This is a genomic window from Methylobacterium phyllosphaerae (assembly GCF_001936175.1).
Taxonomy (GTDB): domain Bacteria; phylum Pseudomonadota; class Alphaproteobacteria; order Rhizobiales; family Beijerinckiaceae; genus Methylobacterium; species Methylobacterium fujisawaense.
Map to the genome: position 1 here is coordinate 650,365 of NZ_CP015367.1, position 16,624 is coordinate 666,988.

At 72.0% G+C, this 16,624-nt stretch carries 15 protein-coding genes and 1 pseudogene; 10 read left to right on the forward strand and 6 right to left on the reverse strand.

Annotated elements, in window-relative coordinates:
* Positions 1-78: 78 nt before the first annotated feature.
* On the reverse strand, positions 79-1,560 hold the full coding sequence (locus MCBMB27_RS03100; protein ID WP_075379823.1) for a S1 family peptidase: 1,482 nt from the start codon (positions 1,558-1,560) through the stop codon (positions 79-81).
* A 194-nt stretch (positions 1,561-1,754) separates the two neighbouring features.
* On the opposite strand from MCBMB27_RS03100, the gene MCBMB27_RS30130 reads away from it, so the two are divergent.
* Positions 1,755-1,931 (forward strand): hypothetical protein, encoded by a 177-nt coding sequence (locus MCBMB27_RS30130; protein WP_167380409.1) that lies wholly within the window; start codon positions 1,755-1,757, stop codon positions 1,929-1,931.
* Positions 1,932-2,058: 127 nt separating this feature from the next.
* On the opposite strand, the gene MCBMB27_RS03110 is transcribed toward MCBMB27_RS30130, so the two are convergent.
* Positions 2,059-2,355, reverse strand: a complete 297-nt coding sequence (locus tag MCBMB27_RS03110) for an alkylphosphonate utilization protein (protein ID WP_043347877.1) — start codon at positions 2,353-2,355, stop codon at positions 2,059-2,061.
* 171 nt (positions 2,356-2,526) lie between these two features.
* Positions 2,527-3,813, reverse strand: coding sequence for a crotonyl-CoA carboxylase/reductase (gene ccrA, locus MCBMB27_RS03115; RefSeq protein WP_043347875.1), 1,287 nt, complete (start codon positions 3,811-3,813; stop codon positions 2,527-2,529).
* Between the two features lie 613 nt (positions 3,814-4,426).
* On the opposite strand from ccrA, the gene MCBMB27_RS03120 reads away from it, so the two are divergent.
* The 4 genes from MCBMB27_RS03120 (at position 4,427) to MCBMB27_RS03135 (ending at position 10,291) form a co-directional block, all read left to right on the forward strand.
* A complete protein-coding gene (locus MCBMB27_RS03120) occupies positions 4,427-6,469 on the forward strand; it encodes a protein meaA (protein WP_075379824.1) in 2,043 nt (680 codons plus the stop codon).
* A gap of 110 nt (positions 6,470-6,579) precedes the next feature.
* On the forward strand, positions 6,580-8,265 hold the full coding sequence (locus MCBMB27_RS03125; protein ID WP_075379825.1) for a methyl-accepting chemotaxis protein: 1,686 nt from the start codon (positions 6,580-6,582) through the stop codon (positions 8,263-8,265).
* A gap of 56 nt (positions 8,266-8,321) precedes the next feature.
* The gene (locus MCBMB27_RS03130; RefSeq protein WP_043347861.1) at positions 8,322-9,359 is read left to right on the forward strand and encodes an MraY family glycosyltransferase; all 1,038 of its coding nucleotides are present in this window, start codon (positions 8,322-8,324) and stop codon (positions 9,357-9,359) included.
* Positions 9,356-10,291 carry an NAD-dependent epimerase/dehydratase family protein gene (locus MCBMB27_RS03135; protein WP_075379826.1) on the forward strand — a complete coding sequence of 312 codons (936 nt, stop codon included), beginning with the start codon at positions 9,356-9,358 and terminating at the stop codon, positions 10,289-10,291. Before MCBMB27_RS03130 ends, MCBMB27_RS03135 begins: the two co-directional genes overlap by 4 nt.
* Positions 10,292-10,306: 15 nt before the next feature.
* On the opposite strand, the gene MCBMB27_RS03140 is transcribed toward MCBMB27_RS03135, so the two are convergent.
* Complete coding sequence (locus MCBMB27_RS03140; RefSeq protein WP_075379827.1) at positions 10,307-11,230, reverse strand: class I fructose-bisphosphate aldolase; 924 nt, start codon at positions 11,228-11,230, stop codon at positions 10,307-10,309.
* Between the two features lie 232 nt (positions 11,231-11,462).
* On the opposite strand from MCBMB27_RS03140, the gene MCBMB27_RS03145 reads away from it, so the two are divergent.
* Entirely contained in the window at positions 11,463-11,987 is a 525-nt protein-coding gene (locus MCBMB27_RS03145) for a SixA phosphatase family protein (protein ID WP_075379828.1), read from the forward strand.
* A gap of 4 nt (positions 11,988-11,991) precedes the next feature.
* On the opposite strand, the gene MCBMB27_RS03150 is transcribed toward MCBMB27_RS03145, so the two are convergent.
* On the reverse strand, positions 11,992-13,026 hold the full coding sequence (locus tag MCBMB27_RS03150) for an alpha/beta fold hydrolase (RefSeq protein ID WP_051044692.1): 1,035 nt from the start codon (positions 13,024-13,026) through the stop codon (positions 11,992-11,994).
* Positions 13,027-13,231: 205 nt separating this feature from the next.
* Between MCBMB27_RS03150 and MCBMB27_RS03155 the strand changes: the two genes are divergently transcribed.
* Positions 13,232-13,714: an Hsp20 family protein gene (locus tag MCBMB27_RS03155; RefSeq protein ID WP_043383498.1), complete on the forward strand. Its 483-nt coding sequence runs from the start codon at positions 13,232-13,234 to the stop codon at positions 13,712-13,714.
* Positions 13,715-13,864: 150 nt separating this feature from the next.
* Positions 13,865-14,863, forward strand: coding sequence for a l-ornithine N(alpha)-acyltransferase (olsB, locus tag MCBMB27_RS03160; protein ID WP_043347850.1), 999 nt, complete (start codon positions 13,865-13,867; stop codon positions 14,861-14,863).
* Between the two features lie 188 nt (positions 14,864-15,051).
* On the opposite strand, the gene MCBMB27_RS03165 is transcribed toward olsB, so the two are convergent.
* Positions 15,052-15,501 (reverse strand): DNA-directed RNA polymerase sigma-70 factor, encoded by a 450-nt coding sequence (locus MCBMB27_RS03165; protein ID WP_043347847.1) that lies wholly within the window; start codon positions 15,499-15,501, stop codon positions 15,052-15,054.
* 278 nt (positions 15,502-15,779) lie between these two features.
* Between MCBMB27_RS03165 and MCBMB27_RS03170 the strand changes: the two are divergent.
* A pseudogene (locus MCBMB27_RS03170) lies at positions 15,780-16,166 on the forward strand (Kdo hydroxylase family protein); the annotation flags it as partial.
* 17 nt (positions 16,167-16,183) lie between these two features.
* A complete protein-coding gene (locus tag MCBMB27_RS03175) occupies positions 16,184-16,483 on the forward strand; it encodes an antibiotic biosynthesis monooxygenase family protein (RefSeq protein WP_043347845.1) in 300 nt (99 codons plus the stop codon).
* Positions 16,484-16,624: the final 141 nt, after the last annotated feature.

A 16,624-nucleotide genomic window follows, 5' to 3' on the forward strand; every position in this document is an offset into this window, starting at 1 on the left:
CCGACGCTCCGTCCGCTCAGGCCAACGGGCGGGCGCAGGTCCGTCAGGCGGCCGGCGGCCGTCCCGGCAGCGCGCCGGCTAGCGGCAGGTGATCGCCACCACCGCCGGCGCGGCCGCGGCCGGTCCGCCCTCCGGCCGCGGTGCAGCCGCGGGAAGACCTTGCGCGGCCAGGAAGGCGGCCACCGCCCGCGCCGGCACCAGCGGCAGGCGCGCGGGCGGGACCACCCCGGCGACGCGGCGCGGCGCCGAGGGATAGCGGGCCACGAGGCCGACGAGCCTGCCCGCGCGGTCGAGCACCGGCGCGCCGCCGGAGCCGGGCTGGAGCGCCGCGATCACATCGTCCCCGCGCGCCTCGCCGGGAGCGGCCAGGATCCCATCGGGACTCGGCGCGAGGGCGATCAGGTTGTCCTCGCCGGCGACGGACTCGGTCCGGATTGCGGGCCGGAACGGGGCGGGGGCGCCTTGTACCTCGAGAAGCGCGAGGCCGGCCGGATCGGTGGCGAGCACACGCGCCGGCGCCGACCCGATCTGGGGCTGGGCGCACCCATCCAGCACGGCGGCGGCGGTCAGCACGCGTCCTGGCGCCACCACGAGGCCGGCGCCCGAAGCCGGAGCGGACGACAGGCTCGCCGGCCTCAGGGGCGCGGGGGCCGGCGGCTGGGGCACCGGATTGCCGGCGGCGCGGGTGGTCCCCGCTGGCGTCCCGGGGCTTGCCGGCATCTGCGCGGCCGGCGCTGCGGCGGGGTCCGGAAACGGCACGAAGGCATTCGCCACGGCGATGACGAGCCGGCCGACCTCCGGCGCGAGGGTGCGGTCATAGCCGAACAGGAAGCCGCGGACTCCCTCCGGACCGGACGCATAGCGGATATAGGACAATCCCGGCCCGGTCTCGGCGGTGACCACCACGGTGTCCGGCCGCCGCAGCTTGTAGGTCACCTTGCGGCCGGGGAGCGGCGCGGTGGCCTTCTCGAAGAGGGAATCCAGGGTCTCGGTCCCGGGCGGGAAGGTGCGGGATTCCAGGGTCACGCGCCCGTCCTGGCTCTGCCAGCGGGTTCCGGCAGGGAGGGCGGTGCGCTTCGCCAGCAGGCGCTCCGGCACCCCCAGCAGGGCGCCGCTCCCGGAATCGACCGCGACGCGGAAGCGCGCCGCGTTCCGCGCGGCGGCACCGGCGGCCAGCAGCGCGGACCGGCCGTGGGGATCGAGGGGATCGCCTCCCCCGGTCCGGGCGCCGTAGGCGTGGAGCGCCTCGAAGGTCCGGCGCCCGAAGGCTCCCGACACCACGGCGTTGAAGTCGCCGGTCCAGACCAGGGCGTCCTGGACCGCCTTGCGGTCGGCCTCCGGCAGGGCCTCGAAGGTCGCCTTCGCCGCCTCGAAGGCGGGATCGGCCGGAGCCCCGGCAACCGGCGCCGGCCTCGGCGCGGTGCGGGCCGGGACCGGCCGGTCCTGAGCCTGAACCGGCCCAAGGCCGAGGGCGATCAGGATCGCGAGCGGTGTCACGCGCCGGGAGCGGCCGCGCGAGGCGCCCGGGAGCCGACACCGCGACGCATCACCCGAATCCATCGCCGCCCCCCGACCCCCGTCGTCGCGATCCTGGCAGAGGCCGCAGCGGCAGGCCAGACTAATCCGTCTCCGGCCACCGTGCGTCCGGGGCGACGATGCGCTAAAGGGCAGATGTCCGGTCCTGGGCGGCGGCCGGATTCCCGGATCGGTCGTCCGGCCATGCGATGCCGTCACGGTTCGACGCGGAGCCCGGCATGAGCGACACGAACACCACCTTCAAGAAGGCGCCCAAGCGCAAGGCCGCCAAGGGCAAGAGCATCAGCGTCTCTCCGGAGATGCGGCAGGCCTATGCCGACCTGATCCAGGAGCGCGCGGAGAAACAGGAAGTCTATGGCCGCCACCTGCCGCAGGATGAGACGCGCCGCCGGTAGCCGGAGGCCGGCCCAGGAATGCGGCGTCGCCGCGATTCGTCCGGGCGGGCGATAGCGGGGCGTCTGGCTCAGACGCCGGATCCAGGCCTCACCGGCAGCCGCCGACCGACCCGGTAAGGCCGTCCATTCAGCGCTTGCGCACGAATTCGGTGCGCAGGACCAAGCCCTTGATGGTGTCGTGGCGGCAATCGATCTCGTGCGGATCGTCCGTGAGCCGGATCGACCGGATGACCGTGCCCTGCTTGAGGGTCTGGTTCGCGCCCTTGACCTTCAGATCCTTGATCAGCGTGACCGAATCGCCGTCGGCGAGGGCGTTGCCGGCCGCGTCGCGGACCGCCGCCTTCTCGGGGGGCGCGGCCGCGGACCCGGGCGGGAGCCATTCGCCCGTCGCCGCGTCGTAGACGTAGGCCTCGTCGTCGTTCACAGCCGTACCCCGGGTTCGGATCGTGGCCGGGTCCTGTCAGGATCTCGTGGGCCCGTCATCCGCGCGCGTCCCGGCACACCGAACCGGTCGCCGAATCGGCGCGGGACGCCGCGAGCTTAGCCGATCGGGCCGGCCCCGCGCGAGAGCGGCGGGCCGGCCCGACGGAGTGCCTTACCGCTTCAGCGGGCCGGCCTCGATCACGTCCTCGACCGTGCGCAAGCCGGCGCGCGGGGAGTTGACGAGGCAGGCCATGTTGCCCGGCGGGTGCTGGTTCTTCCACATCTTGGTGTGGGCCTGGGGGATCTTGTCCCAGGGGAAGACCTCGCTCATGCACGGGTCGATCCGCTGGTCGAGCACGAACTGGTTCGCCGCCGAAGCCTGCTTGAGGTGGGCGAAGTGCGAGCCCTGGATGCGCTTCTGCCGCATCCAGACGTAGCGGGCGTCGAAGGTGATGTTGAAGCCGGTCGTGCCGGCGCAGAACACCACCATGCCGCCGCGCTTCACCACCAGCGCCGAGACCGGGAAGGTCGCCTCGCCGGGATGCTCGAACACGATGTCGACATCCTGCTTGCCGGTGATGTCCCAGATCGCCTTGCCGAACTTCCGCGCCTCCTTGGTCCAGGCGTGGAACTCGGGGCTGTTCACCTTCGGCAGTTGCCCCCAGCAGTCGAAGTCCTTGCGGTTGATGACGCCCTTGGCGCCGAGGCTCATCACGTAGTCGCGCTTCGACTCGTCCGAGATCACCGCGATGGCGTTGGCGCCCGACGCCGCGCAGAGCTGCACGCCGAACACGCCGAGACCGCCCGAGGCGCCCCAGATCAGCACGTTCTGGCCCGGCCGGACCGTGTGCGGCGCGTGGCCGAACAGCATGCGGTAGGCGGTGGCCAGCGTGAGCGTGTAGCAGGCCGCCTCCTCCCAGGTGAGGTGCTTCGGCCGGTGCATCAGCTGGCGCGACTGCACCCGGCAGAACTGCGCGAAGGAGCCGTCCCCGGTCTCGTAGCCCCAGATCCGCTGGGTCGGCGAGAACATCGGGTCGCCGCCGTTGCACTCCTCGTCGTCGCCGTCGTCCTGGTTGCAGTGGACGATGACCTCGTCGCCGACCTTCCAGCGCTTCACCTTGGCGCCGACCTTCCAGACGATGCCGGAGGCGTCCGAACCGGCGATGTGGTACTCGCCCTTGTGCACGTCGAAGGGCGAGATCGGCTCGCCGAGGCCGGCCCAGACGCCGTTGTAGTTCACGCCCGCGGCCATGACGTAGACCAGCACCTCGTCGTCGCCGATCTCCCAGACCGGCAGCACTTCGAGCTGGTGGGACTGTTCCGGCGGCCCGTGCCGCTCGCGCCGGATCGCCCAGGCATACATCTTGGCCGGCACATGACCCAGCGGCGGGATTTCACCCATCTCGTAGAGGTCCTTGACCTCCCCGCCCGTCGGACTGATCGCAGCGCTCGCCGCCATCTCGCTCTCCTCTCGTCCCGCGTGTTTCTCACGGCCGCGGTTCTCCATCGCGCTATAGCGGTGATGCCGGAGGCGTCCAAGTGGGCCGAAAGTCGAAACCCGATGGTTTCCGACACGAAAAAGGCGTCGGCACAGGGCGGGCAGCCACGTATTCAAAATCGGCTTTCCGGCAGACCAAGTATTATTCGCCCCTCGCCATGACGGCGCCGGTCCCGAGACCTTGCGCGGCGGCGCCACCGCGGGCCTGTGCTGCTCCCGGGCGCCCCGCAAGCCTCGCCAGCTCTAAGTCATTGTTCTGACGCGTTCTCTCGCGCCAGACCAAAGGCCGCTCCTGCGAAGAACAGTTCAGGTAGACTTTATACCAGCAGCGACGATGCTGATCGGGATCGGCGCGGGATGCCCTCCGTGACCGGATGGGACAGGGTCCTGCGGGGAGATCCCGCGTCGCCGCCTTCAAATCCCGCTGTTCCGGCGGGCAAGTTTTTTCATGGGCCGCGGAGGCCCGCGGGAGGCGTCTTGCACTTCCGTCCCGGATGACGCGTGCCCAAGCCTTCGCTACGGTGTCCGCAAGGCCGCGCCCAGCGCGGATACAAAGATGACACGGAGGCGAGGAATGGGCGCGAGCGTCGCCGAGACCAAGAGCGACAAGTCGAGCCGCGACAAGCCCTGGATCATCCGCACCTATGCGGGGCACTCGACCGCGGCGGAGTCCAACAAGCTCTATCGGGGCAACCTCGCCAAGGGCCAGACCGGCCTGTCGGTGGCCTTCGACCTGCCGACCCAGACCGGCTACGACCCCGACCACGAACTCTCCCGCGGCGAGGTCGGCAAGGTCGGCGTCTCGATCGCGCATCTCGGCGACATGCGGACCCTGTTCCAGGACATCCCGCTCGCCCAGATGAACACCTCGATGACCATCAACGCCACGGCCCCGTGGCTGCTGGCGCTCTACCTCGCGGTGGCCGAGGAGCAGGGGGCGCCGCTCGCCGCCCTCCAGGGCACGACCCAGAACGACATCATCAAGGAATACCTGTCGCGCGGGACCTACGTGTTCCCGCCCGCACCGTCCCTCCGGCTCACCAAGGACGTGATCCTGTTCACGACCAAGAACGTGCCGAAGTGGAACCCGATGAACGTCTGCTCCTACCACCTGCAGGAGGCGGGGGCGACGCCGGTCCAGGAGCTGTCCTACGCGCTGGCCATCGCCATCGCGGTGCTCGACACCGTGCGGGACGATCCCGAATTCGACGCCGCGAGTTTCTCCGACGTCTTCGGACGGATCTCGTTCTTCGTGAATGCAGGGCTCCGGTTCGTCACCGAGATCTGCAAGATGCGGGCATTCTCGGAACTCTGGGACGAGATCGCCCAGGAGCGCTACGGCATCGACGACCCGAAGAAGCGCATCTTCCGCTACGGCGTACAGGTGAACTCCCTCGGGCTCACCGAGCAGCAGCCGGAGAACAACGTCCACCGCATCCTCATCGAGATGCTGGCGGTGACGCTCTCCAAGCGCGCCCGCGCCCGCGCGGTGCAGCTGCCGGCCTGGAACGAGGCCCTCGGCCTGCCGCGCCCCTGGGACCAGCAATGGTCCATGCGGATGCAGCAGATCCTGGCCTTCGAGACCGACCTGCTGGAATACGACGACATCTTCGACGGCAGCCACGTGATCGAGGCCAAGGTCGAGGCGCTGAAGGCCGAGACCCGGGCCGAGCTGGAGCGGATCGGCGGCATCGGCGGCGCCGTCGCCGCGGTGGAAACCGGGGCGCTCAAGCGCGCACTGGTCGAATCGAACGCCCGGCGGATCTCGGCCATCGAGGCCGGCGAGCAGATCGTGGTCGGCGTCAACAAGTGGCAGCAGGGCGAGCCCTCGCCGCTCACCGCCGGGGAGGGGGCGATCTTCTCCGTCTCCGAGACCGTGGAGATGGAGGCCCAGACCCGCATCCGCGAATGGCGCGGTCGCCGCGACGCGAACGCGGTCGGTCAGGCCCTCGACGCCCTGGAGCAGGCGGCGCGCTCCGGCGCCAACATCATGCCCCCCTCCATCGAGGCCGCGAAGGCCGGCGTGACCACCGGCGAATGGGGCGCGCGCCTGCGGGACGTCTTCGGCGAGTACCGGGCGCCCACCGGCGTCACCCTGGAGACGGTGTCCAGCGGCGCGGCCGAGGACGCCAAGCTCCTGATCGCCGATCTCGGCGAGCGCCTCGGCGAGACGCCCAAGCTCGTCGTCGGCAAGCCCGGCCTCGACGGGCACTCCAACGGCGCCGAGCAGATCGCGCTCCGCGCCCGGGATGTCGGCTTCGACGTCACCTATGACGGCATCCGCCAGACGCCGGCCGAGATCGTCGCGAAGGCCAAGGAGACCGGTGCCCACGTGGTCGGCCTGTCGATCCTGTCGGGCTCCCACGTGCCGCTGGTGCGGGAGGTCCGTGCCAAGATGCGCGAGGCAGGGCTCGACCACATCCCGGTGGTGGTCGGCGGCATCATCTCGCCCGAGGATGAGCTGGTTCTCAAGAACATGGGCGTCCGCGCCGTCTACACGCCCAAGGACTACGCCATCGACCAGATCATGGTCGGGCTCGCAAAGGTCGTGGAGAAGGGTCTGGAGCGCCGGGACGGCCCATCGGACCAGCCGCGCGCGGAGGCTCAAGTCTACTGAGACGCGGCGGCATTAAAGTTGAATCAATAGCTGCCATATCTCAAACAAGTTTAACCGTTTCCGCATCATGATGTCCTCGGTCCCCCTTTCGGGACCGAGGAAGAAGCGACATGCGCCCTGGCATCTCGATCGCGGCCAAGCTCGGATTCTGCCTCGCCGCACTGGCTGTCCTGATCGCCGCGACGAGCGGCCTCTCCCTGACGGAACTGCGCAGCGTCAACGCCACCGCGGCGGAACTCCGCGACGTGCGCGTGCCGGCGACCGACGCGCTCGGCCGGATCGGCGTCATCATCATGCGGCAGCGGGTCAACGGCGGGCGGTTGATCACCGCCGACACGCCGGAGTTGCGGACCGAGGTCGCGGCCACGATCGCCAAGCGCGACGGACAGCTCGCCGCTCAGTTCGCCCGCTACGAGGCGCAGCCGCTCACGCAGGCTGAGCGCGACGCCTACGCGGCCCTCCGGCGCCAGCTGGACGCCTACAGGGCGTTGCAGACGGAAGCCCTGGACAAGGCTGCCTCCGGCGACGTCGCCGGTGGCCAGCGGATCTACAACACCACGATGTCGACCGGCATCAATGGGGTTCTGGCCGAATGGGACCGGCTGGTCGACCTGAACGCCGCCGGCTCGCAGGCGAGCGGCGCGCGGATCGAGGCGACCTACGCGGCCGCCAACCGGAACATGCTGGTGCTCGCCGCGCTCGCGCTGTTCGTCGCGCTGGGCGCCATGGTGCTGGTGCTGCGCGGCGTCAGCCGGCCGCTGCGGGCGATCGCGGCGGCGATCCAGCGCCTCGCCGCGGGCGACGCGGAAGTGGGGATCCCGGGCCAGGGCCGGCGGGACGAGATCGGAGCCCTGGCCGGCTCCGTGCTGGTGTTCCGCGACAACCTCGTCCGCTCGCGCGCCCTGGAGGCGGAGACGGCGCTGGCCCGCGCGGATGCCGAGACGCAGCGCCGGACCGCGACCCGTGCCATGGCCGACGCCTTCGAGCAGGCGGTGGGCGGCATCGTCGGCGGCGTGTCGGCGGCGGCCACCGAGCTGGAGGCCACCGCCCGGTCGCTGACCGGTAGCGCGTCGGATGCCGCCGGGCAGTCCGGCACCGTCGCGGCCGCCGCCAGCGAGGCCGCCGCCAACGTCAACACCGTCGCGGCGGCCGCCGAGGAACTGGGCTCGTCCGTGCAGGAGATCGGCCGTCAGGTCAGCGGCTCGGCGGAACTGGCGCGGGTCGCCGTCGCGGAGTCGACCAGCACGGTGGCGCTGGTGCACGATCTCAGCGCGGCGGCCGCGAAGGTCGGCGACGTGGTGGCGCTGATCTCCGGGATCGCCGCCCAGACCAACCTTCTGGCGCTCAACGCCACGATCGAGGCCGCCCGGGCCGGCACCGCCGGACGCGGCTTCGCGGTGGTGGCGTCCGAGGTGAAGGCGCTCGCCGAACAGACCGCCCGGGCCACCGAGGAGATCACCGGCCAGATCGGGCGGATCCAGTCCTCCACCGGGCAGGCCGCGTCGGCGATCGACGGGATCGGCCAACGGATCCGCGAGATCGACGACGTGGCCTCGAGCATCGCGGCAGCCGTGGAGCAGCAGGGTGCGGCCACCCAGGAGATCGTCCGCAACGTCGCCGAGGCCGCGGTCGGCACCGGCGCGGTGACCGGGACGATCGCGAGCCTTGCCCACTCCGCCGAAGAGACCGGTGCGGCCGCCGCCCAGGTTCTCGGGGCCGCAAGCGAGATGTCGCGTCAGTCTGAGCATCTGGGGGCCGAGGTCGCGCGCTTCCTCGCCACGGTGCGGGCGGCCTAGGGCGCCCCCTGACGGTCGGGCGGCAGATCGCGTAGGACGGCGCCATGCCGTCCGAAATGCCGTCCGCCCTGCCCACGATCCTGCTGCTGGCGGTGCCCCTCGCCGCCGCCCTCTCGGCGGGCCTGATCCTGCGCCTGCGCCCGCTGCTGCAGCGCTACGCCCTGGCCCGGCCGAATGCCCGCTCGAGCCACACCGTGCCGACCCCGCAGGGGGGCGGGATCGCCGTGGTCACGGCGTTCGTCACGATCTCGGGCCTGCTGATCGCGGCGCCGGAGATCGGGGGCCGTCCGGACTGGATCTGGCTTTCCGGCTGCGCCCTGGCCCTGGCGCTCCTCGGTGCGGTGGACGACATCCGGCCGCTGCCGGCCGCGCTGCGGCTCGCCGTGCAGGCTCTGGTGGTCGGCCTGCTGGTCTGGCACGTGGACGGGCGCTTGCTGCCCGGTCTGCCGCTCTGGCTGGAGCGCGGCCTCGCGCTGCTGGCGGGCCTGTGGTTCGTCAACCTGACGAATTTCATGGACGGGCTCGACTGGATGACGGTGGCGGAGATCGTCCCGGTGGCGGGCGCGCTCCTGCTGTTCGGCCTCGCCGGGCGCCTGCCGCCGCTGCCGACGCTGGTTGCGGCGAGCCTCCTGGGGGCGGTGCTCGGCTTCGCGCCGTTCAACCGGCCGGTCGCAAAGCTCTTCCTCGGGGATGTCGGCTCGCTGCCGATCGGGCTCGTCACCGCCTGGCTGCTGTGCCAGCTGGCCCTGGCGGGCGGCCTCGCCGCGGCCCTGCTGCTGCCGCTCGTCTATCTCGCCGATGCCAGCCTGACCCTCGGCGCCCGGGCGGCGCGGGGCGAGCGGGTCTGGGAAGCCCATCGCGGTCACCATTACCAGCGGGCCACCGTCAACGGGCTCAGCGTCCCCGGCGTGGTGGGCCGGGTGTTTGCGGCCAATCTCGCCCTGGCGGCGCTCGCCGCCGCGACCTTGCTTTGGCCGTCCTGGCCGGTCACGCTCGCCGCCCTGGCAGCCGGGCTCGCCCTGGTCGCCGCCCTGCTCCGCCGCTTCGCCCGCGCCCCGGCGCCGGCCCCAGCCGAAGGTGCCGCTCAGCCGTGACCGGACTCATCGCGCTCACCGGGGCGACCGGCTTCATCGGCCGCCATCTGCTCGCCGACCTCACCGCGCGCGGCTACCGGGTCCGCGTGCTGCTGCGCCGGCCGACGAGCGTGCCGGAGGGCGCCGCGAGCGCGGTGGTCGGCGACCTGACGCGCCCGATCAACATGGCGGCGGCCCTCAGCGGCGTCGACGCGGTGGTGCACTCGGCGGGCCTCGCCCACGCCAACCTCGGCCCGACGCCGTCGGGCGCCCCGGAGGACGATTACCGGACGCTCAACACCGAGGCGACGCGCAAGCTCGCGGAGGCGGCGGCGCGTGCGAAGGTGCGCCGCTTCGTGTTCCTGTCCTCGATCCGCGCCCAGGTCGGGGCGAGCGCACCGGGCGTGGTCGGGGAGGGCGATCCGCCCCGGCCCACCGACGCCTACGGCCGCTCCAAGCTGGAGGCCGAGCGGGCGCTCGCCGAGATCGGGCTGGACTGGGTCGCCCTGCGCCCGGTCCTCGTCTACGGGGCGGGCGTGAAGGGCAACATGGCCGCCCTGCTGCGGCTGGCGCGCAGCCCCTATCCGCTGCCGCTGGGAGGCCTCGCGGCGCGGCGCTCGCTGATCTCCCTGGAGAGCCTGTCGGGCGCCGTGGACGCGGCGCTGGCGGCGCCCGGCCCGCTGAACCGCGCCCTCATCGCGGCCGACCCGGATCCGCTCAGCCTGCCCGAGATGATCGCGTCCCTCCGCCACGGCCTCGGCCGCGGCCCGGGCCTCGTCCCGGTGCCGGCCGGGCTCATCAAGCTGGCCTGCCGGCTGACCGGCCGGGACGCGCAGTTCGCCCGCGTCGCCGAGGGGCTCGTCGCCCGCGCCGACGGCCTCGCGGCCCTCGGCTGGAGGCCGGCCGGGCCGACCCGCGACGGACTCGCCCGGCTGGCCCGCGACGGCGGCTGACGGCGCGGGCCAAGCTCAGACGCCCGCGTAGATGTCGGTGATCGTGCCGAGCAGCGACAGGGCGTCCGCCTTCGAGCGCTGGAAGGCGTTGCGGCCCACGATCGATCCGAAGCCGCCGCCCGCCTGGATGGCGCGGATCTCGTCGAGGAAGGGAGCCTCCTCGGCGTGGGCACCGCCGGAGAAGATCACGATCCGCCGGCCGTTGAAGGCGCATTGCACCACGTGGCGGACGCGCTCGGCCGCGGTGCCGATCGGGATGCCGGTGGCTTCGTAGACCTTCTTGGCCGCCGGCTGCTCGATATGGGCGGTGGGCAGCTTCACCTTTATGATGTGCGCGCCGAGCTGCGCGGCGATCTGCGCCGCGTAGCCGATGACGTCGATGGCGGTCTCGCCCGCCTTCGACAGGGCCGAGCCGCGGGCGTAGGACCAGATCACCACGGCGAGCCCGACGCTCTTGGCCTCTTCGGCGATCGCCCGAATCTGGCCGTACATGGCGTTGCGGTGGGCGGAGCCCGGATAGATCGTGAAGCCGACGGCGCAGGCGCCGAGCCGCAGGGCGTCCGCCACCGAGCCGGTGATCGCCTGCTCGGGATCGTCCTCGTCGGCCAGGAGGTCGTGGTCATTGAGCTTGAGGATCAAGGGGATGCGCCCCGCATAGTCCCGCGCCCCCGCCTCCAGGAAGCCGAGCGGCGCCGCGTAGGCGTTGCACCCCGCCGCCAGGGCCAACTCGAAATGGTACAGCGGGTCGTAGGCTGGCGGATTCGGGCCGAAGCTGCGGGCGGGGCCGTGCTCGAAACCCTGGTCCACCGGCAGGATCAGCATCTTGCCGGTGCCGCCGAGCTTTCCGTGCTCCAGCATCCGGGCGAGGTTGGCGAGCGTCCCGGGGCTGTCGGCCCCGTACCACGACAAGATCTCGGTGACGCGGTGGGATCGGTCCATCGGGCAGACTCCTGGTCGGGCAGACTCCTGGTCGGAGACCGTCGCGCCGCATGCCCTGCCACGCCGTGCCATGCCGTGCCGTGCGCGGACGGCCTGCCTTCGGAACGGGGCGGGGAAAACCGAGGTTCCCGCACGCGGCGCTTTCGGCTAACCGGATGGGGAGATGGGCGCCAGGAATCCGGTGGCTCGAAGCCCCGGGATCGGCCCAGAGATTCGCATCAGAGGTTCGCTCATGCGCAGGCTGATCCTGTTGCGGCACGCGAAGTCCGACCGTCCGCCGGGCGTGGCGGACCACGAGCGCCCGCTCAATGCCCGCGGCCGGCGGGCGGCCCCGGCGGTGGGCGCCCACCTCGCGCGGGAAGGCCTCTGCCCGGATCTCGCCCTGGTCTCGACCGCTGCACGGACGCGCGAGACCTGGGAGACGATGGCGGCCACGCTCGGCAATCCCGAGACGCGCTGGCGGCCCGAGATCTACGAGGCGCCGGCGCAGCGGATCCTCGCGGTGATCCGGGAGGCGCCCGACACCGCCGGCACGGTGATCGTCGTCGGCCACAATCCGGGACTCGGCGACCTCGCGGCGGGGCTGGCGGGGGCGGGGCCGCGGGCGGCGCGGGACCGCCTCGCCCTGGAATTCCCGACCGCGGCCTACGCGGTGATCGACTTCGCGGGCGACCTCTGGGCCGAGGTCGCGCCGGGCCGGGGACGCCTGGAGCGGTTCGTGCGCCCGCGGGACATCGACCCGGATCTGGCCGGCTGACGCCTCAGGCGACCGGCACCGCGACGGCGTGCGCCTCGACCTCGGCGTGGCTCGGCAGGGGCGAGCCCGGCACGAAGGCCTCGAAGGCCGCCCAGAAATCCTGCCGGATCGCGTCCCGCTCGGTGAGGATCTCGTGCCGGGAATCCGGCAGGACCAGGATATGGCCGGCCTTCAAACGGGCCGCGAAGCGCTCGGTGTCCGGCGTGCCGCAAACCGGGTCGGCCCCCGCCGCGACGATCAGGGTCGGCAGCGTGATCCGCGGCGCCGCCCGCGGGTCGCGCAGGCGCGCCATCGCGCGGAACGCCTCGGCGAGCCACGCGATCGTCGGATCGCCGACCGCGCCGGCGCCGACCTCCCGGGCCGCCGCGGCATTGCGGGCGTAGCGGACCGGATCCCGCGACAGCCTGTTGCCGGCGAAGGGGTTGGTGGCGATCGAGACCGGCTTGCCGAGCGGGATGTACCGGCTCCCGAGGCCCAGACGGTGCAGGCCCTGCGACAGCAGCGCGGCGCCGGCCGGCCAGCGGATCATCCGGATTGACAGCATCGGGGCCACGGTCACCAGCCGCCGGAACGGCAGCCAGCCGTCCAGGGCGCCCAGGAGAGCGACGCATCCGCCCATGGAATGCGCGAGGCCGACATGGGGCTCGGGCATCAGGGGCACCAGGACGGTCTCGGCCACGGCCCGCAGGTCGAGGCGGTAATCGTCGAACCGGGCGACGTGGCCCTTGTGGGGATTGTCCACCCGCCGGTCCGACTCGCCCTGGCCGCGCCAGTCGAAGGCGACGACCGCGAAGCCCCGCGCCCGCAGCTCGTGGATCGTCTCGTAGTACTTCTCGATGAACTCGGCCCGGCCCTGGAGCAGGCAGACCGTACCCCGGCAGGTGCGCGCCGTCGTCTGCCAGTAGGCCGCCCGCAGGGTGCAATCGTCGCGCGTGCCGACCGCGATCAGCGTGCCGCCCGGCGGGACCGGATTGTCGGGCGTGCTGCGCAGGGTCAGGAGCGGCGGCTCGCGCCCGGTACCACCGTCGAAGCGTCTCACTGGCCTCACCTCAGCGCGTCCGTGCACCGCCCGCTGCACCCGCGGACCGTAGCGAAAAAATTGCGATTCCTGCCATCGCCCGGGGTCTTGAAGGGCGATTTTCCCCCTCCGATATCTCGTCTGTGCCGGCCGTCAGGCGGCACGAAAGACGGGTCCGGCCCATCGGGCGGACCGGAATTGCATGTTGCTCACACGAGGATATGTCATGCGTCAGTTCGATCTCGCTCCCCTGTACCGTTCCACCGTCGGCTTCGACCGCCTGTTCTCCGCCCTCGACCAGTTCGCGAGCGCCGAGGCGGCCCCGACCTATCCGCCTTACAACATCGAGCGGACCGGCGAGAATGCCTACCGCATCACCGTCGCGGTCGCCGGCTTCACCGAGTCCGACCTGTCGATCGAGGTGCGGGAGAACGCCCTCACGCTGAAGGGCGAGCGCAAGGCCGAGGGCAGGGCGGAGTTCCTGCACCAGGGCATCGCGGCCCGCGCCTTCGAGCGCCGGTTCCAGCTCGCCGACCACGTCCAGGTGACGGGTGCGGCGCTCGAGAACGGCCTCCTCCACATCGACCTCGTCCGCGAGGTTCCGGAGGCGAAGAAGCCCCGCCGCATCGAGATCGCCACGGCGGCGCGCCCGAGCGCCCCGGTGATCGAGGGCGATGTCCGCAAGGACGCGGTCCCGCAGGCCGCCTGATCCCGCGCCCGCGCGGAACCGTCAGGTTGATGGAGCGCCCCGGCCCCGGCCGGGGCGCTTTCTTGCGCGGGCTGTCATAATGGCGTGTGCCCTTCGTGCTCTGTGTCGGATTCGACGGTGCACGGACGCGCACCCGGAGTGAACCCGACCATGGTCGCCAATCTCGCCCGCGGAGCCTACAGCGCGCTCGGAGCCGGCTGGCACAAGGGCGTGCAATGGGGAGTCGGCGCGCCGATCGCGAAGCTGCGCCGCCGGTCGATGCCGCTCCCGGGCGTCGAGGGGGCGAACGGAATCGCCGATCTCCTCTCGGCCGAGCGGGCTATCCGCCTGCCGGAGCCGTTCGAGGGGCGCAGCCTCGGCCGCATCGGCAGCCTGGAGGTGCGGCTGGCGACGCGGAAATCCGAGATCCGGCGGGCGCAGCGGCTGCGCTACAAGGTCTTCTACGAGGAGATGTCGGCGGTGCCCTCCGGGCTCGCCGCCCTGTCCCGGCGCGACGTCGACAGCTACGACGCGGTCTGCGATCACCTCCTCGTCCTCGACCATGCCGCCCCGAAGCGGAAGAAGCCCTTCGTCGAGCCGCGTCCGAAGGTCGTCGGCACCTACCGGTTGCTGCGCGGCGCGGTGGCCGAGCGGCATACCGGCTTCTATTCCGAGAGCGAGTACGACCTCGCGCCGCTGCTGGCCGCCCAGGGGCATCGGCGGCTCCTGGAACTCGGCCGTTCCTGCGTGCTCAAGCCGTACCGGAGCAAGCGCACCGTCGAGCTGCTCTGGCAGGGGATCTACGCCTACGTCCTGCACCATAAGATCGACGCGCTGATCGGCTGCGCCAGCCTGGAGGGCACCGATCCGGACCGGCTGGCCCTGCCGCTCGCCTTCCTGCACCACCATGCCCGCGCACCGGAGGGCTGGCGGGCCCGGGCACTGCCGAAGCGTGCCGTGGCGATGGACCGGATGCCGAAGGAGGCCGTGGACACGAAGGCCGCGCTTCACGCCCTGCCGCCGCTGATCAAGGGCTACCTGCGCCTCGGCGCGACCTTCGGCGACGGCGCGGTGATCGACCACCAGTTCGGCACGACGGACGTGTTCGTGACGCTGCCGGTGGAGGTGATCGGGGCGCGCTACCGGGGCCATTTCGCGCCGGCCGGGTGAGGGGCCGGCGCGGCGCGAGGCCGTCATCCAGCCATCCCTCCTCATCCTGAGGTGCGGGCGCGCAGCGGCCGCCTCGAAGGAGACGTCCAGCCAGCCGCGCGATCCCTGGAGCCCGCCTTCGGGTCCGCTTCGCGGTCACCTCAGGATGAGGGGACCTGTCGGGAGCAACGAACCCTTCGGCCCCGTCCCTACAGATCCCCCAGCGCCAGCTGACCCTGGTTGCGCGCCTTCGGCGGCGCGGCCTTGCGCTCCTTGGCCCGCGCGGAGGCGGCGCGGGCAACGGGCGGCTTCTTGGGCTTCGGGTCGCCGCGCATCCGGGCGACCGCCTTGTCGCGGGCCACGGCCTCCGGGGCCGTGGGATCGTCGGTCAGCCACTTGCCGCGCTTGATCACCTCGTTCACGCGGCCCTGGTTGACCCCGACCTTGAAGGCGATCTCCTGCTGGGTCATGCCGGTCGTGGCGTGCAGGTCGAGGATCGCCCGGGCGAGCTCCGGGGTCATCTTCTGACCCGTCAGTCGCCGGGCGGGCTTCACCGTGCGGGTCGCGCGGTCGCGCTCGCGCAGGCGCTCCAGAAGCGCCAACGCCATGTTCATGCCGTGCTCGCGCAGGGCCTCTTCGAATTCCTTCAACGTCGCCATCGGCGCCAACCTCCGCCGGGCTCTCGGGCCGGTTACTCGCGGGGGAACGTGCCGGGAACGAAGCGGTTGCGCAAGCCGAGGGGCGAGGGGGGCCGCACCGTGTCGGTGGACGGCGGGTGTCATCCACCGGAAATGCGCGGCCCTGGCCTCCCCCGGCGGCTCGGCGCCCGGGGCCGGGGGTCAGGACGGCCGTCAGTCCGCCGACGATGATCACCCCGATCCGCAGGATCGCCTCCGGCGAGGCGCCCGGCTTCCTCGTCCGGGCGCCGGAGGCGGGGGCGGCGGGCGAGCCGCGCCGCTGGCGGATCGGCGAGGATTTCAGGTCGATGGCGGAGGGGCTTATGCCGCGGCTGCCGGGCTACGCGCCGCTCAAGGCGCGGCTGCTCGCGGCCCTGCGCGTTACCAAGGCCAAGCGCTCGGAATACGACCACCTGATGCCGCACCTGCACGACGCACTGAAGCGGGACGAGACCTCTCAGGCCGACGTGGACTTTCAACCCGGCGAGACCTGGGGCACTTTCTCGGACCTCGTGATGCACGGGGCCATGGGCGGCCGTTCCATGCTGGAGCAGACCGTCTATCTGCCGGTCTCGGCGCAGGCCGCCCCCTCTTCAAGCCCGCATCGCTTCCTGGCGGCCAAGCTCGGCCGCGCCCTCCGCACCTGAGACAAGGACATCAGACCATGATCCTCGAGATCGCGCAGATCGAGATCAAGCCCGGCATGGAGGCCGAGTTCGAGGCAGGCATCACCGAAGCCTCGGCGATCTTCAAGGCGGCCAAGGGCTGCCGGGCCTTCGAGGTGCGGCGCTCCGTCGAGCATCCGCAGCGCTACCGGCTGCTGATCCACTGGGACACGCTGGAGGCCCACACCAAGGACTTCACCGGCTCGCAGCCCTGGCAGGAGTATCGCGCCCTGGTCTCCCACTGCTTCGCCGGACCGGTGGCCGTCGAGCATACCGAGCAGGTTCTGAAGGCGTTCTGAGCGCCGCCGCGCTGCGCCCCGGACGGCGCCCGCCAGAGGGGCGACGCGTTGCGGCGCGCGCCTCCGGTGCTAGGCTCCCGCATGAGCGAACCCGAAGCGAATCATCGGGGGCGCGGCAGGCGGGAACCAGGCTGGGGAACA

Bases quoted from the DNA above. Each gene is read 5' to 3' on its own strand.
- MCBMB27_RS03125 (WP_075379825.1), top strand. From the start codon at position 6,580: ATGCGCCCTGGCATCTCGATCGCGGCCAAGCTCGGATTCTGCCTCGCC.
- ccrA (WP_043347875.1), bottom strand. From the start codon at position 3,813: ATGGCGGCGAGCGCTGCGATCAGTCCGACGGGCGGGGAGGTCAAGGAC.
- MCBMB27_RS03165 (WP_043347847.1), bottom strand. From the start codon at position 15,501: ATGGCGACGTTGAAGGAATTCGAAGAGGCCCTGCGCGAGCACGGCATG.
- MCBMB27_RS03140 (WP_075379827.1), bottom strand. From the start codon at position 11,230: ATGGACCGATCCCACCGCGTCACCGAGATCTTGTCGTGGTACGGGGCC.
- MCBMB27_RS03175 (WP_043347845.1), top strand. From the start codon at position 16,184: ATGATCCTCGAGATCGCGCAGATCGAGATCAAGCCCGGCATGGAGGCC.
- MCBMB27_RS30130 (WP_167380409.1), top strand. From the start codon at position 1,755: ATGAGCGACACGAACACCACCTTCAAGAAGGCGCCCAAGCGCAAGGCC.
- MCBMB27_RS03145 (WP_075379828.1), top strand. From the start codon at position 11,463: ATGCGCAGGCTGATCCTGTTGCGGCACGCGAAGTCCGACCGTCCGCCG.
- MCBMB27_RS03120 (WP_075379824.1), top strand. From the start codon at position 4,427: ATGGGCGCGAGCGTCGCCGAGACCAAGAGCGACAAGTCGAGCCGCGAC.
- MCBMB27_RS03100 (WP_075379823.1), bottom strand. From the start codon at position 1,560: ATGGATTCGGGTGATGCGTCGCGGTGTCGGCTCCCGGGCGCCTCGCGC.
- MCBMB27_RS03130 (WP_043347861.1), top strand. From the start codon at position 8,322: ATGCCGTCCGCCCTGCCCACGATCCTGCTGCTGGCGGTGCCCCTCGCC.
- olsB (WP_043347850.1), top strand. From the start codon at position 13,865: ATGGTCGCCAATCTCGCCCGCGGAGCCTACAGCGCGCTCGGAGCCGGC.
- MCBMB27_RS03155 (WP_043383498.1), top strand. From the start codon at position 13,232: ATGCGTCAGTTCGATCTCGCTCCCCTGTACCGTTCCACCGTCGGCTTC.